Origin of the sequence: Neobacillus niacini, assembly GCF_030817595.1 — a bacterium.
In the GTDB taxonomy this organism is placed as follows: domain Bacteria; phylum Bacillota; class Bacilli; order Bacillales; family Cytobacillaceae; genus Neobacillus; species Neobacillus niacini_G.
Genome location: NZ_JAUSZN010000001.1, coordinates 5673466 through 5688485, shown reverse-complemented (window position 1 = coordinate 5688485; position 15020 = coordinate 5673466). Strand labels below are relative to the sequence as shown.

Sequence of the window (15020 nt, the reverse complement as noted above, 5' to 3'; positions counted from 1 at the left end):
TAAAATTTATCCATTATTCCAATTTGTAAATGGTTTTTTCCTCGTATTTTGGTGTTTTATCAAGATGTGTTTGATATAAAACTACTTCACTCACTTTAAATGAGAGCGGCTCGGGCTGAAGTTCATCCCAGATTTGAAGGAGATTTTTTTGAAAAGGTTGGTCCCCCGCCCATTTACGCGCAAGGGTGATGTGAGGTTTAAAGGGTCTTGTTTCAAGTTGAAAACCCGCATCTAAGCATGCCGTGAAAACTTTTTTCCTAACCATCTGTAAATCATTACTCTCCTTTGTATCTGCCCAAAAAATACGTGGAGAATCTAGTTTCCCAAAGATTCCGAGCTTGTTTATTTCCAATATAAATCCTTTTGACCCGCTTAATGTTCCGTGAACTTTTCCCATCGCACTCGTAAGTTTTTCCGAAGGGGCATTTCCGAGAAAAGCCAATGTAATATGCAAATCATCATGGTGAACCCATCGGCTAAAGGGGAGAATTTCTTTTAACTTCTCATTATTCTCTTTCATAATCAGCTTTGTTTCTTGTGGTATTTTTATCGCAAAGAAAAAATGTGTTTGCTTGTTCATATTTATCATTCCTTTTCTTATTTTAGACTATTTTTTCCAACATGTATGTATTTTAGTGCGTAATACAAAAAAGAAACGTGCACCAGATTTTTATCTGCTGCACGCTCTTATTCTTACAAAATGTTATCAACAAGGACTCCACATTGTTTTTCGATTTCTAATTTGAATAAATCCTGCAATTTTCGAGTGAGAGGTCCAGGAATTCCGGAGTTAATTTTCTTGCCGCCAATTTCAATTACCGGCATTACTTCGGCTGTTGTACTTGATAAGAATACCTCATCAGCACTCTCGATTTCAGACAATGTAAATGTCCGTTCTTGCACAGGAATATTATTTTTGGTACAGAGATCTAAAATAACATCTCTTGTGATTCCTTTTAATATTAAGTGGTTCGATTCATGGGTAATGACTGTCCCATCTTTGACAATAAAGATATTAGAGGAACTGCCTTCTGTTACATCCTGACCGCGGTGCTGAATAGCTTCAAAACAGCCTTGCTCGCTCGCTTTTTGTTTAGCTAAGAGATTACCAAGTAAATTTAAACTTTTTATATCACAGCGAAGCCAGCGAATATCTTCCGTTAAGATTGCTTTTACTCCCGATTTCAAACTATCCAGAGGTCTAACGCCTTTTATCGTATATGCTACAAGTGTTGGCACTACATTTTCAGTTGGAAATAAGTGATTTCGAGGTGCAGTTCCCCTCGTTACTTGCATATATATGTTTCCTGTTTCTAGATTGTTTTTAATAAGGAGTTCCTGTAAAATTTCTTTTAACTGCAGATCCGTAAACGGTATTGAAATCCCTATACTTTCAGCACTTTTAAAGAATCTTTTAAGATGTTCTGTTGCCGTAAACATTTTTCCATTATAGATACGAATTACTTCGTACACACCATCACCAAACTGATAACCACGGTCCTCCACATCCACCTTGGCTTCTGAACGCTCAATAATGGAGCCATTTAATAAAGCGAATTCCATGCATGTATTCCCCTTTTTAATTTCCTGTTATTTAGCCAATTCATAAATTGCTTGTGCGTAAATAGCGGTTGCTTTTACTAAGTCATCAATTTCAATATATTCATCTTTTTGGTGGGCAATGTCCGGTCTACCCGGAAATAAAGGACCAAACGCAACTCCACTTTTTAATGAACGTGCATATGTCCCTCCGCCTATTGCTATTAAATAGGCATTTTCTCTCGTATGTTCTTCATAAACTTTTTTCAAGGTTTGAATTAAAAATTCATTTTCATCGACATAATGCGGTTTAGTATCTTTAAACTTTTCAATTGAAAAGCCTTTTTCCAATAATAGCTGAACAAGCTTCTCTTTCGTTTCTTCCATTTTGTTGGTGACTGGATATCTACAGGTCAACCCTATGCTTCCACCGGATTGACGGGTGTATAGAAGTTTTCCAGGATTAATGGTTAATTCTCCTGAAACATCATCTGAATAGGCTACACCAAGGTTTACACCTCTGGAGTCATTATGAAAATAGTGAGAAACAAATTTGAAATAAGCTGAAGCAGTAGAATTTAGATCTAACTTTGAAAGAAATTCTGCTAGAAATAGACCTGCATTAATTCCCTTTTTGGGCTCCATTCCATGTGCGGATACTCCTTTCACTTCCAGAGTTAATTCACCGTTTTTAACATGTGAATGGTGTTCCAATTGATGTCGTTTCATAAAATCGGTGAACCTCTGAACAACATCCATTTGGTTTCCAGTGATGTTTAATGTTACTGTCGCATGGTCGGGAACCATGTTGTACCGTTTACCTGAAGTAAAGCTAATAACCTCAATGTTTACTTTTTCTGCTTCTTCTACTGGTATTCTCTGAACGATATCCATATCGGCAATACCTTTTTCCGCATTTATAATAGGAAAGTCAGCATCAGGCGCAAAACCTAGAGTGGGCATTTCTTCATGTTCAAAGTAATGCTCTACACATCTCCAGTCACTTTCTTCATCTGTTCCAATAATCATCCTGACACGCTTCTTTAGAGGAAGCCCGAGATCCTTTACTATTTTCATTGCGTAGTAAGCGGCCATGGTTGGTCCCTTGTCATCAATGGCACCACGAGCAAATATTTTACCATCACGTATTTCAGCAGCAAAAGGGTCACTCGTCCAGCCTTCACCTTCTGGAACCACATCAACATGACAGAGAATTCCTAGCAGCTCCTCGCCTTTTCCAAATTCTAGATGTCCAGCTATATTCCCCACATTCTTCGAAGTAAACCCATCCTCTTCACCGAGATTCAGCAAGAAATCTAATGCTTCTTTGACACCTTGCCCAAGCGGTGCATCTGGATATGTATTTTCTTCGTCTAACAGACTCTTAATATGTAATAAATTTTGTGTGTCTTTTATTAGAAGATCTTTTCTCTTTTCTACTTCATCCTTCCAATTAATCTTCGCCAATTGTATTGACCTCCTAACAAGCTGCATCTGTAATTTATATCCATGCAGATATTTTATCAATATTCACCAAAAAAACGAAGCAATTTCCGCAATAGGGGAGACAATAAATTTACTAAAAATTCTATTAATTTGTCATAAACTTAATATTTACACCCATAGACTATAGTAAGAATCAAGAAAGGGAGGAGAAAAACCGAACAATTATTGTTACGAAGTGATGTTTTTTATGTAAATATTTCGCTAATGGTGGAAATTTTCAGATTTTGTGGGTACAATAAATGTAAGTCATCGGGGTATCCACTGCAACTATCTATTGATAAAAGGAGTTGTCTGCGGGAAGAAAATTACATACTAATCAAAGAGGCTGTCGGTAGAGGGATTAAGCCATAGGTTTGAAAAAAGGATAGGGAGTGGTTTTTTGAAACCTTCAACTAACCGGATGTTAAACCGCATCAAATGCATCTACATGTTTATACGTAACAAAGGCACAGTCACGACGCAAGAACTTGTAGAGGAATTTGGTATCACTCCTCGCACCATACAACGAGATTTAAATGTTTTAGCCTATAATGACTTGGTAATAAGCCCAAGCCGCGGAAAATGGACGACAACACAAAAAAAAGTAAAAATGTCTTCGTAATATATGAATAAACAATAAAAAGCAACCAGGTATGCGATTTTCTCGCGTTCTTGGTTGCTTTTATTTTTAAAATAAGGTTGAATATCTATTATACTATGATATATTAATATAATACTTTAGCGCTTAAAAGCGTTTAAGCAAGATGGTATTAACTTTATAAATAAAGGTAGGACAAAATGGAAAATAAACATCATGAACTAAAAAAAGGATTACTGCCAAGGCATGTTCAGTTTATTGCATTAGCGGGCATGATTGGTACAGGAATTTTCAAGGGTAGTTCCGATACGTTAAATATTGCAGGACCTAGTGTTATCTTTACCTATCTTATTGGGGGGCTATTATTATTTATCGTGATGGCTGCTTTAGGTGAGATGGCTATTGCTTTCCCCAATCACAATGTACAGCTGCTTCTTTATCGAGCATTTGGTTTTAAGCTGTCGTTTATTACGGGCTGGTTATATTGGATTAACTGGACCATTGTCATCACCGTTGAATTATTAGCTGCAGGAAGTTTTCTGCAATTTTGGTATCCATCTACGCCGTTATGGCTTCTTAGTTTGTTATGTGCAGCCTTAATTATTGCCATCAACTTATTCCCTGTAAAATATTATGGAGAGCTCGAGTTTTGGTTTGCAGGGATTAAAATAATCGCTTTAGTGGCTTTTATCATATTAGGTGCTTTCATTATTTTTGGGATTCTGCCTAGTGATATTGAGGAACCTTTAGCAAACTACACTGCGCATGGCGGGTTTTTCCCTCATGGTTTAGGCGGAATGCTTAGTGCATTTTTAGTTGTTATGTTTTCATACGGCGGAGCTGAGTTAATCGGGGTAGCGGTCACAGAGACTAAAGATGCAGAGCGTGTCATGCCAAGTATCATTAAAGGTGCAGTATGGCGAGTTATTATTTTTTATATCTTCCCTATTTTAATTATTTGCGGTATTATGCCTTGGAATTCTGTTACTGGTCAAGACAGTCCATTCGTTCAAGTTTTTAACATTACGGGACTGCCAGGTGCAGCACATGTAATGAATTTCATTCTATTAACCGCTGTGCTTTCGGCGGCCAATTCTGGGATATACGCAACATCGAGAACGCTATTTTCAATGGCCAAAAGCGGAGTGGCTCCTGAAGGGTTAATGAAAACTTCTAAAAATGGGATTCCCATTATCGGGCTTATGATTACCACTCTTTGTCTTTTAGTGGGTGTTTTCCTAGCTTATATTAATCCTAGTAATATTATTAGTTACCTAATGACTATTCCTGGTTTCACCATTATGCTGGTTTGGATTGGGATATGTTCTGCCCATTTAAAGCTTAGACCACAGTATAAGGTTAAGCCTTCTTTTCAGGTTAAATGGTTTCCATTTACAACAATCATCGCCGTAGTAGCGTTAAGTCTCATCTTTATTGGGTTTATTTTAACTCCAAACAATTTAATTGGTTCGACCGTCTCCCTTATCATAGTCGGAATGCTGGTAGTTCTATCATTCATAGCAAAAAAGCAGTGATATCCATTCCTTTGGGTATCACTGCTTTTTCTATAGCTACTACTCGTCTTCTTTAAAAAGCTCATGAAGAAATCTCTTTCTATTTTCTAAAAAATATTTTGTTATGCTGTAATGGTCTGTGTCTTCATAGTTTATCATTGAAATTTCACCATTGTCGAAGCTATAGATGTCTGCATCCGGATACCCCAATAGTATAGGAGAATGAGTGGCAATGATAAACTGGGAATCACCTTGTGTTTCGAGGTCATGAATGATTTTCAGGAGGGTTAATTGCCTTGCAGGAGATAATGCAGCCTCCGGTTCATCTAACAGATAAATGGCTTCCCCATTAAATCGATTTAAAAATAGTGACAAAAATGATTCTCCATGGGATTGTTGTAACAATGATTTTCCACCGTAATCTTTAAACCCGTTCTCATCCACCTCATCAATATGGGTAGCAAAATGATAAAATGATTCTGCACGTAAAAAGAAACCATTTGTTACCTTTGGCATCCAGGAAAGCCTTATGAATTGGCTAAGCTCAGAATCTGTTTCATACACATCATAAGAATTATTTCTTCCGCCTCCAGCTGTATTAAAGCCGCATTTGTCCGCTATTGCTTCTAATAAAGTAGATTTACCCGACCCATTTTCTCCTACAAAAAAGGTGACGTTCCTGTCTATTTTAATCTCATCAAAGCTCTTAATTGCTGGTATCGAAAAGGGATAGAGGTTAAAGGTTGGAATCTTTTCTTTTAATAATGTCACTTTTTTTAAGAACATACTATTCTCCTACTTATTAAAATCTTATGAATTCTATTTTACACCATCAACGCAAAAAACAGCCTTACTTTTTAGTAAAGCTGCGCGCTTTCTTTTTGGCTACCATTCGACATATATAAGCGATCAATAAAATCGTCATTTATTGGATGTTCTTGCCATAAAAAATTTCATCCATCTCAACCTTTATTCTCTCGGTAATTTCAATTAACTCATCTGGTTGTAATGTTTCTTTTTTATAGCCAAATAAATAGTTGTTTAAATCAAATTCCCGAAGCTTACACTTTGTATGGAAAATATTTTCTTGATACACATTTACGTCAATCATGTCGAATAGGTCGCCGACGTCTTCAGGAATATAATTCTGAATCGAACTGATCTCATGATCAATAAATAACTTATATCCATCCTTATCTCTTGTAAAACCACGGACACGATAATCTATTGTCATGACGTCTGTTTCGAAAGAACGAATCAGATAATGCAGCGCTTTAAGCGGAGAAATCTCCCCACAGGTCGAAACGTCGATATCTGCCCTAAAGGTACTAATCCCTTCATCTGGATGATATTCAGGGTATGTATGAACCGTGATATGGCTTTTATCTAACTGCATTACCACCGATTCTGGCAGCGGTCCAGGCGACTCTTCAAAATGCTCTGACGGCGCATTTTCAACCGGCCCCTCTGAGACAAGCAGTGTAACACTCGCACCAGCTGGTTCAAAATCCTGGCTCGCTACATTCAATACATGTGCTCCAATAATATCAGATACATGCGTTAGGATTTTTTGTAATCTTTCTGCACTATATTGTTCATCAATATACTTTAAATATGCCTCACGCTCTTCTCTCGATCGTGTGTAACAAATATCGTACATATTAAAGCTTAATGATTTGGTCAAATTATTAAAACCATGTAATTCAATGGTTTCTTTAGGTGTCAGTTTCATGTGACCTTCCCCCTTTTGTATTTTCAAAACGTGGGATTCTGTAGTAAATATTTTTAGATTACCCATTTTAATAAATTGTTACTTACATTTATCGAACTAACCTTATTTATAATTATTATAATTTAATATTTACTTTTAATTAATATGTGTTATAATTAAAACAGATAAGAAATTAGGAGGTATGAAACAATGACACAAACATTGACATTAGAACAAGTAATGAATCAACAACTCGCAAACTGGAATGTATTATATACAAAACTTCATCGCTTCCACTGGTATGTTAAAGGACCACACTTTTTCACTTTACATGCGAAATTCGAGGAATTATATGAAGAGGCAGCAGGAACAATCGATGAATTAGCTGAACGGTTATTAATTGCAGGTGGAAAGCCAATTTCAACCTTAAAGGAATACATCCAATTTGCCTCTATTGAAGAAACTGCTGAGAGCCAGACGGCAGAAGAAATGGTACAAAATGTTGTTCATGATTTCTCCCAGCTTATCTCTGAGTTAAAGGAAGGTAAGGTGGTTGCCGAACAGAACAATGACGAGGTAACTAGTGACATGTTCACAGAATTAATCGAAAAACTTAGTAAACACAATTGGATGTTAACATCCTTCCTACAAGCATAAGGAAAAGGACAAGGCACGATGCCTTGTCCTTTTCCTTATGTTGGCTTTATTTCACCTGGTAGTCCCTCAGTAATTCTATCTCTTCATCCGTTAGTTCTCTATACTCCCCTAGTTCAAGTGTTTCATCAAGTGGTAAGGGTCCCATAGAAATCCGTTTTAGGTAAACAACTTTCTTTCCAACGGCTTCAAACATTCTTTTGACTTGATGGAACTTCCCTTCGGTGATCGTCAGTTCGATGTCTGAACGTATACCGGATTTCAAAATTTTGAGCTCACCTGGTTTTGTTTCGTACCCATCATCAAGGGTAACTCCCTCTGCAAAAGCCTTTACGTCTTCATCCGTTACCTCTTGGTCTATCACTGCAAAATAAGTCTTCGGAACATGTTTTTTTGGTGATAACAGCTTATGAGCCAATTGACCATCATTTGTAATCAGTAATAAGCCTTCGGTATCCTTGTCCAATCGTCCGACTGGAAAAGGCTCATATACTTGGTCCTCTAGTTCCAATAAATCAATAACTGTCTCCTGAGCGCTATCCTCTGTTGCTGACAATACGCCTTGTGGTTTGTTCATCATTAAATAGATAAATTCTTTATATTCAATTACATCACCGTTTAAGGTAACAATTTGATTATTTGTATCTACATGCAGTTTAGGGTCTTTTACGACCACATCGTCAACTTTAACAGCTCCGCTTTTTAAAAGCTGCTTTACTTCTTTTCGACTGCCAAAACCTAAATTAGCGAGCATTTTATCGATTCTCAAAGCGTAATCCTCCTTCATTTTTTAGGAGTTTAATTGGTCAATCTTAATTTCCGCTTAATTCGGTCAACCCTATCACCAAATAGTCTGTTTACAAGTCCGGTTTTTAATCCAAGGTAAAAATAGATGACAGCTCCTACACCTGCACAAGCAATGATCATTACTAGTGATTGGAACTTAGACTCCGGAGTTAGAACGAACAATAGGAGCTGATAAACGATTTCGGTCCCAGCCCACATAATTCCAGCAAAAATAACGATTAACAAGCTCCTTCTCCAAACAAATAAAAATGGATATTTTGCATAATTCTTAATAACAAGTAATTGAATCACTATCGCTCCAATGTATCCAAGAGCTGTTGCGTATACAGCACCTTTTGTTTCAAACATCGTAATTAGCGAAATATTAAGCGACAATTTAATAAGTAAACCTACTAACAAACTTAATACTGTCCATCGTTGTTCATTGATTCCCTGCAGAATGGAACTCGTTACTAAAAATAAAGAAAATAAAATTCCAACTGGGGCATAGGCTCTTAGTACTTCGAATCCAAGCTCTTTATGCTCATAAAATATCGTGTAGATCGGCTCTGCTAAAATAGAAAGTCCGATTGCTGCCGGCAGTGTTAAGAACAATAAGACTTGGAAGGTTTGATTTAATTGCTGTTTTAACGCATTCCGATCACCTTCAACAAATGCCTTCGTGATACTTGGAACAAGAGCCAATGAGAAACCTGTCGCAAGAGATACAGGGATAATCACAATTTTATGGGATTCAAAATTTAGAATAGAGAATGCAGCCTCCGCCGCTTTATAACTATTACCAATCTCCTCCATTGCACGGGTAAAAGTCACTTGATCAATCGCTTGAAATAATGGATTGGCAACCCCAACAAATACAAACGGAGCTGCATATATAATGATTTCTTTATAAATTTCCTTTAACGATACTTGTGCAGTTCCTTTATCGTGTTGGAGAAGCTCGTCTAAATGTGGTTTTCGTTTATACCAGTACCAAAATAAAACCACCAAACTGCCAATTGCCCCAACAAACGCAGCAAAGGTCGCAACACTTACGGCTGTTACAATACTTCCATTTAAAAAATTTATGACGATATAGGCTCCTGCAAGTGTGAAGGTAATCCGAACAATTTGTTCTACCACTTGAGATACAGCGGATGGTCCCATTGATTGATGCCCTTGAAAAAATCCTCTAATTAAACTCATAAACGGGATAACAATCAATGCAAAACTTACAGCACGAATAACCGTGATGATATCGTTTACCCTTGATTCGACATCATCTTTTTCGGAGATAATCATGTCAGCTATTAACGGTGCTGAAAAATACAAAATTAAAAATGAAACGATTCCCGTTAAAAGCATCATAACTAGCCCAGATTTGAACAATCTACGCCCAACCGCATATTCTTCAAGTGCATTATACTTTGAAATAAATTTTGAAACAGCAAGCGGCACACCCGCTGTGGCTATACTTATAAAGATCGTGTAGGGTATGTAAGAATACTGGTACAATGCTGTTCCTTCTGAGCCTACAATTTGATAAAAGGGTATGACATATAACAAGCCAAGTACCTTGGAAATAATGGTACCCAATGTTAAAATAAATGTTCCTCTTATAAGCTTTGACGACATAAAATTAGGATCCCTTCCCAGTGAAGAAAAAGTTTGTGTGTATATGAGCAATCTTTAGGAAAACACAATTTTGCACACTATTAGTAGTTTACAACTCTTTTTGCTTCGATGCCACTAACAGCCGTGCTAAATTTCGTAAAATATGTTTATAATGGAAGAATGTGCAGGAAATGAATTTACATAAAGTTGGTGGATGTATGGAGTATGATGTTGTTGTAATCGGCGGTGGACCCTCAGGTCTAATGGCTGCGATTGCAGCTGGAGAAAAGGGGTTAAACGTCCTATTAATTGATAAAGGAGACAAGCTTGGAAGGAAGCTGGCGATTTCCGGAGGCGGCCGCTGTAATGTCACCAATCGTCTCCCTGTTGAGGAAATCATTAAACATTTGCCTGGTAACGGGAAATTTTTATACAGTGCTTTTTCAATATTTAGTAATGAAGATATTATTAAGTTCTTTGAAAAATTGGGGATTGCCTTAAAGGAAGAAGACCATGGCAGGATGTTCCCGGTTTCGAATAAAGCCCAGTCAGTGGTCGATGCCCTTTTGGACCAATTAGAAAAGCTTAAGGTGAAGGTATACACCAATAGCCCCGTTGCGGATGTTGTTTATAAAGATGGTCATGTTTCTTCTGTCAAATTAAAAAACTGCACTGAAATTGAAGCAAAATCTGTTGTCATAGCAGTCGGCGGTAAATCAGTTCCTCATACTGGCTCTACTGGAGACGGCTATGCATGGGCTGAAAAAGCCGGTCATACCATTACGGAACTGTTTCCTACTGAGGTGCCTGTCACCTCAAATGAACCCTTTATTAAAAATAAATCACTCCAGGGTCTGTCATTACGGGATATTGAGTTAAGTGTACTGAATCCAAAAGGAAAAGCGATTATCACACACAGGATGGATATGATTTTTACCCATTTCGGACTTAGTGGTCCAGCAGTCCTTCGCTGCAGTCAATTTGTGGTGAAGGCAATGAAAAAGTGGAAGTTACACGAGGCTACCATGAGTCTTGATGTGATTCCAGATAAAAAAGAAGAAGAGTTTTTTCAAGAAATTGTGAAACTCGTCAAAAGCGAGCCGAAAAAAAGCATAAAAAACACATTAAAAGGGCTTGTCCCTGAACGGTATCTTTTGTTTCTGCTGGAGCGGAATGAAATTGATCCGTCAGAACAGGGCGCAACGATTTCAAATGAGAAAATTCGCACCTTTGTGAAAAGCTGTAAACAATTCTTAATTAAAGTAAATGGCACCTTACCGTTGGAAAAGGCATTCGTAACCGGCGGCGGCGTTTCCGTCAAAGAAATTGAACCGCAGACAATGGGATCAAAATTGATGGGTGGTCTGTACTTTTGCGGTGAGATTCTTGATGTCCATGGGTATACAGGTGGATACAACATTACCTCAGCACTGGTTACAGGGCGGCTTGCCGGGACCAATGCAGCTATTTCTGCAAAGAAATCATATCAGGCCTGATCATTTTATCAGGCCTTGTAAATAATCATTGCTGAAAAACAATAGATTTGATCTTCCTCTTCATCCTCTGGTAATGCTGCTACGTTATATTTAATATCCAGTAATTTCTTTTCATCAAGACCCCTTAAAAAGCGGTTCATTTCCTTTTCTAAATCTTTTTCATGCTCACGGTCGAACAATTTAACCTGAATCATTGGACTCCCTCCTTTGGGTTTTCTAACATTCTTCCCACTTTTTCTGAAAATTAAAAATTATATGCATAAAAAAAACGATTCCTCTAATGGAATCGTTTATTCTACCTCTCCTGGCCATGCAAGCATTCCGCCAATCATATTACGAACTTTATAGCCTTGTCCCTGCAGGTAGTAGCATACATTTCCACTGCGATGGCTAGAACGGCATATAAAGATATATTCTTTATCTTTGTCAAAATAGTCGAGGTTAGCAGGAATTTCGCCCATTTTGATATGTTTGGCACCCGGAATCATGCCTTGTGCTACCTCTTCATCTTCCCTTACGTCTACAAGCTCAAGTTTTTCCCCTTCTTCGAGCTTTTTCTTTAATTCCTCTGGCGTAATAATCTGAATTTCATCCATAATTCCACCCCTATTTAAGGGTTCCCCCCTGCTGAACAGGGGGATTCCCAATTAATTAGCTACGATATTAACAAGTTTACCAGGAACAGTGATCACTTTGCGAATCGTTTTACCTTCGATTTGTTCTTTTACTCGTTCATCGTCCATTGCAATTCCTTCTAATGCCTCTTTGCTGGCATCTGTCGGTACAAGTAATTTAGTCTTTACCTTCCCATTCACTTGGATGACAATTTCAACTTCATCATCCACTAATTTCGCTTCATCATATGCTGGCCAAGTTTCATATGCAATCGTACCGCTAGACCCTAGCTTCTCCCAAAGTTCTTCAGCAACATGAGGAGCTACTGGGGCAAGCATTTTCACAAAACCTTCCATGTAGTGCTTTGGAAGAACAGTTGCTTTATATGCTTCGTTAATAAATACCATCATTTGTGAAATCGCGGTATTAAATCTTAAGCCTTCATAATCCTCGGTTACCTTTTTCACTGTTTGATGGTAAACCTTTTCTAAATTAGAGGCTTCTTCATTCTCTTGAATTTTAGGATTTAATTCTCCATTTTCCTCCACCATCAAACGCCAAATCCGATCAAGGAAACGTCGGGATCCATCAAGACCATTTGTAGACCATGCGATTGAAGCGTCAAGTGGTCCCATAAACATTTCATATAAACGAAGTGTATCTGCGCCATGGCTGTCAACGATATCATCAGGATTTACAACATTCCCTTTTGATTTACTCATCTTTTCATTGTTTTCACCAAGAATCATTCCTTGGTTGAACAGTTTTTGGAATGGTTCTTTTGTTGATACAACGCCGATATCACAAAGGACCTTGTGCCAGAAACGAGCGTACAATAAGTGAAGAACAGCGTGTTCTGCCCCGCCAATGTATACATCAACAGGAAGCCAGTGTTCTAATTTTTCTTTTGAAGCAAGTGCTTGATCATTTTTTGGATCAATATAGCGTAAATAATACCAGCAGCTTCCTGCCCATTGAGGCATTGTATTTGTTTCGCGACGGCCCTTCTTACCGGTTTCTGGGTCCACGACGTTTACCCAATCTTCAATCACGGCAAGCGGTGATTCTCCCGTTCCAGAAGGCTTAATATTGGTTGTTTTCGGTAACGTTAACGGCAGCTGATCTTCTGGAACGGCAGTCATCGTACCATCTTCCCAATGGATAATTGGAATCGGCTCACCCCAATAACGCTGGCGGCTGAACAGCCAATCGCGTAGACGGAACGTTACCTTCTTCGTACCAATTCCCTTTTCTTCCAACCAGGAAATCATCTTGGTGATTGCTTCTTCTTTATTTAACCCATTTAAGAATTCAGAGTTAATATGCTCGCCATCACCTGTATACGCTTCAGTTTCAACACTTCCTCCCGCTACCACTTGCTTGATCGGAAGGTCAAATTGTTTTGCAAACTCATAGTCGCGCTCATCATGTGCCGGTACCGCCATGATGGCACCCGTACCATAGCTTACTAATACATAATCAGCAATCCAGATTGGCATTTTTTCGCCATTTGCAGGATTGATAGCATACGCACCAGTAAAAACACCTGTTTTTTCTTTCGCAAGATCTGTTCGCTCAAGATCACTCTTCGTCTTTACTTTATCTAAATATGCATCAACTGCTGCCCGCTGCTCCGCTGTTGTAATTTTATCAACAAAAGAATGTTCAGGAGCAAGCACCGCATATGTTGCACCAAAAAGGGTATCAGGACGAGTCGTAAACACAGTAAATGTTTCATCATGTCCATCAATAGCAAAGGTCACTTCAGCACCCTCAGATCGGCCTATCCAGTTGCGTTGCATTTCTTTAAGACTCTCTGGCCAGTCAAGCTCTTCTAAGTCCTCTAGTAAACGATCACCGTATGCAGTAATTTTTAACATCCACTGCTTCATTGGTCTGCGTTCAACAGGGTGTCCACCGCGTTCACTCTTACCATCAATGACTTCTTCATTTGCCAATACGGTACCAAGTGCCGGGCACCAGTTAACCGCTACTTCATCAATATACGCAAGACCTTTTTCCCAAAGCTTCAAGAAAATCCATTGTGTCCATTTATAGTATTCCGGATCTGTTGTATTTACTTCACGATCCCAGTCGTATGAGAAACCTAATGATTTAATTTGTCTGCGGAACGTGTTAATATTCTTTTCTGTGAATTCTGCTGGGTCGTTTCCAGTATCTAATGCATATTGCTCTGCAGGTAAACCAAATGCATCCCAGCCCATTGGATGTAGAACATTATATCCTTGCATTCTCTTTAGGCGTGCAAGAATATCTGTAGCGGTGTAGCCTTCAGGGTGTCCTACATGTAGTCCTGCTCCCGATGGATAAGGAAACATATCTAATGCGTAGAAGTTTGGTTTATCAAATTCTTCACTTGTTTTAAATGTCTTTTCTTCTTCCCATTTCTTTTGCCACTTTTTCTCGATATGCTGATGATCGAAACTCATTGTCAGTTCCTTCCTTCTTAAAAAAATAAGCTGTGTTAAATTTGGCTGTTGATTTGTGCTCCACTAAGGAAATCTTCTTCGAATAATCACCGCAGGGACAGGCGGTTTTTGCCTGTCACGAGGTGCTTCGCTTTCCGCAGGCGGTTCGGGTAGCCTCCTCGGCGCTAAAGCGCCTGCGGGGTCTCCCCTGTCCCGTCCTCCTGCAGGAGTCTCGCACCTTCCGCACAAATCAACAGGTTCTAAAATCAAGATTCACCTTTAATACAGCCAAAAAATTAAAAAAACCCCTCATCCCAAAAAAGGGACGAGAGGATTGTCTATGTATCTTCCCGCGGTACCACCCACATTAGTGTTGTAAAACACTCGCTTCATTCATCCTTAACGCGGAATACGGCAAACATTACTGTTCCGTTCATGTTTGCAACTCATAGGCGAGTTCATGATGTACCCGATTGACTTCCACCAGCCGTCAACTCTCTAAAAACGGATATGAATCATTACTATTCCTAATCACTGTCTTTTAATATAAAAAGTATTACGGTTATTGTAATAAATTTC

General features: G+C 38.5%; 14 protein-coding genes and 1 other annotated feature. Of the genes, 4 read left to right on the top strand and 10 right to left on the bottom strand.

Going from position 1 to position 15020, the window contains the following annotated elements; translation table 11 throughout:
* Positions 1-13: 13 nt before the first annotated feature.
* From thpR to pepV, 3 genes are all read right to left on the bottom strand, one after another.
* Positions 14-580, bottom strand: coding sequence for an RNA 2',3'-cyclic phosphodiesterase (thpR, locus tag QFZ31_RS26975; RefSeq protein ID WP_307309048.1), 567 nt, complete (start codon positions 578-580; stop codon positions 14-16).
* 113 nt (positions 581-693) lie between these two features.
* The gene (dat, locus tag QFZ31_RS26970; protein ID WP_307309046.1) at positions 694-1563 is read right to left on the bottom strand and encodes a D-amino-acid transaminase; all 870 of its coding nucleotides are present in this window, start codon (positions 1561-1563) and stop codon (positions 694-696) included.
* A gap of 27 nt (positions 1564-1590) precedes the next feature.
* Entirely contained in the window at positions 1591-3006 is a 1416-nt protein-coding gene (pepV, locus tag QFZ31_RS26965) for a dipeptidase PepV (protein ID WP_307309043.1), read from the bottom strand.
* 418 nt (positions 3007-3424) lie between these two features.
* On the opposite strand from pepV, the gene QFZ31_RS26960 reads away from it, so the two are divergent.
* Complete coding sequence (locus QFZ31_RS26960; RefSeq protein WP_063252171.1) at positions 3425-3646, top strand: DeoR family transcriptional regulator; 222 nt, start codon at positions 3425-3427, stop codon at positions 3644-3646.
* Between the two features lie 176 nt (positions 3647-3822).
* Positions 3823-5157, top strand: a complete 1335-nt coding sequence (locus QFZ31_RS26955) for an amino acid permease (RefSeq protein ID WP_307309041.1) — start codon at positions 3823-3825, stop codon at positions 5155-5157.
* A gap of 39 nt (positions 5158-5196) precedes the next feature.
* On the opposite strand, the gene QFZ31_RS26950 is transcribed toward QFZ31_RS26955, so the two are convergent.
* Both QFZ31_RS26950 and speD read right to left on the bottom strand, forming a co-directional pair.
* Complete coding sequence (locus QFZ31_RS26950; RefSeq protein ID WP_307309040.1) at positions 5197-5922, bottom strand: AAA family ATPase; 726 nt, start codon at positions 5920-5922, stop codon at positions 5197-5199.
* Positions 5923-6061: 139 nt separating this feature from the next.
* Positions 6062-6868: an adenosylmethionine decarboxylase gene (speD, locus tag QFZ31_RS26945; protein WP_307309038.1), complete on the bottom strand. Its 807-nt coding sequence runs from the start codon at positions 6866-6868 to the stop codon at positions 6062-6064.
* 189 nt (positions 6869-7057) lie between these two features.
* Between speD and QFZ31_RS26940 the strand changes: the two genes are divergently transcribed.
* The gene (locus QFZ31_RS26940; RefSeq protein ID WP_307309033.1) at positions 7058-7504 is read left to right on the top strand and encodes a Dps family protein; all 447 of its coding nucleotides are present in this window, start codon (positions 7058-7060) and stop codon (positions 7502-7504) included.
* Between the two features lie 46 nt (positions 7505-7550).
* On the opposite strand, the gene QFZ31_RS26935 is transcribed toward QFZ31_RS26940, so the two are convergent.
* Together QFZ31_RS26935 and QFZ31_RS26930 are read right to left on the bottom strand one after the other, a co-directional pair.
* Positions 7551-8270: a 16S rRNA pseudouridine(516) synthase gene (locus QFZ31_RS26935; RefSeq protein ID WP_307309031.1), complete on the bottom strand. Its 720-nt coding sequence runs from the start codon at positions 8268-8270 to the stop codon at positions 7551-7553.
* A gap of 29 nt (positions 8271-8299) precedes the next feature.
* Positions 8300-9922 (bottom strand): polysaccharide biosynthesis protein, encoded by a 1623-nt coding sequence (locus QFZ31_RS26930; protein WP_307309028.1) that lies wholly within the window; start codon positions 9920-9922, stop codon positions 8300-8302.
* Between the two features lie 197 nt (positions 9923-10119).
* Between QFZ31_RS26930 and QFZ31_RS26925 the strand changes: the two genes are divergently transcribed.
* Positions 10120-11397, top strand: a complete 1278-nt coding sequence (locus QFZ31_RS26925) for an NAD(P)/FAD-dependent oxidoreductase (protein WP_307311809.1) — start codon at positions 10120-10122, stop codon at positions 11395-11397.
* Positions 11398-11405: 8 nt separating this feature from the next.
* Here the strand turns inward: QFZ31_RS26925 and QFZ31_RS26920 are convergent, their stop codons facing one another.
* The 3 genes from QFZ31_RS26920 to leuS form a co-directional block, all read right to left on the bottom strand.
* Positions 11406-11591, bottom strand: coding sequence for a sporulation protein Cse60 (locus QFZ31_RS26920; protein WP_179601701.1), 186 nt, complete (start codon positions 11589-11591; stop codon positions 11406-11408).
* Between the two features lie 96 nt (positions 11592-11687).
* Complete coding sequence (locus QFZ31_RS26915; RefSeq protein WP_307309025.1) at positions 11688-11993, bottom strand: rhodanese-like domain-containing protein; 306 nt, start codon at positions 11991-11993, stop codon at positions 11688-11690.
* A gap of 51 nt (positions 11994-12044) precedes the next feature.
* Positions 12045-14462, bottom strand: coding sequence for a leucine--tRNA ligase (leuS, locus tag QFZ31_RS26910; protein WP_307309023.1), 2418 nt, complete (start codon positions 14460-14462; stop codon positions 12045-12047).
* 297 nt (positions 14463-14759) lie between these two features.
* Positions 14760-14985: a binding site (T-box leader), on the bottom strand.
* Between the last annotated feature and the right edge of the window lie 35 nt (positions 14986-15020).

Bases quoted from the DNA above. Each gene is read 5' to 3' on its own strand.
- QFZ31_RS26955 (WP_307309041.1), top strand. From the start codon at position 3,823: ATGGAAAATAAACATCATGAACTAAAAAAAGGATTACTGCCAAGGCAT.
- QFZ31_RS26915 (WP_307309025.1), bottom strand. From the start codon at position 11,993: ATGGATGAAATTCAGATTATTACGCCAGAGGAATTAAAGAAAAAGCTC.
- QFZ31_RS26940 (WP_307309033.1), top strand. From the start codon at position 7,058: ATGACACAAACATTGACATTAGAACAAGTAATGAATCAACAACTCGCA.
- QFZ31_RS26920 (WP_179601701.1), bottom strand. From the start codon at position 11,591: ATGATTCAGGTTAAATTGTTCGACCGTGAGCATGAAAAAGATTTAGAA.
- dat (WP_307309046.1), bottom strand. From the start codon at position 1,563: ATGGAATTCGCTTTATTAAATGGCTCCATTATTGAGCGTTCAGAAGCC.
- thpR (WP_307309048.1), bottom strand. From the start codon at position 580: ATGAACAAGCAAACACATTTTTTCTTTGCGATAAAAATACCACAAGAA.
- leuS (WP_307309023.1), bottom strand. From the start codon at position 14,462: ATGAGTTTCGATCATCAGCATATCGAGAAAAAGTGGCAAAAGAAATGG.
- speD (WP_307309038.1), bottom strand. From the start codon at position 6,868: ATGAAACTGACACCTAAAGAAACCATTGAATTACATGGTTTTAATAAT.
- QFZ31_RS26925 (WP_307311809.1), top strand. From the start codon at position 10,120: ATGGAGTATGATGTTGTTGTAATCGGCGGTGGACCCTCAGGTCTAATG.
- QFZ31_RS26950 (WP_307309040.1), bottom strand. From the start codon at position 5,922: ATGTTCTTAAAAAAAGTGACATTATTAAAAGAAAAGATTCCAACCTTT.
- QFZ31_RS26930 (WP_307309028.1), bottom strand. From the start codon at position 9,922: ATGTCGTCAAAGCTTATAAGAGGAACATTTATTTTAACATTGGGTACC.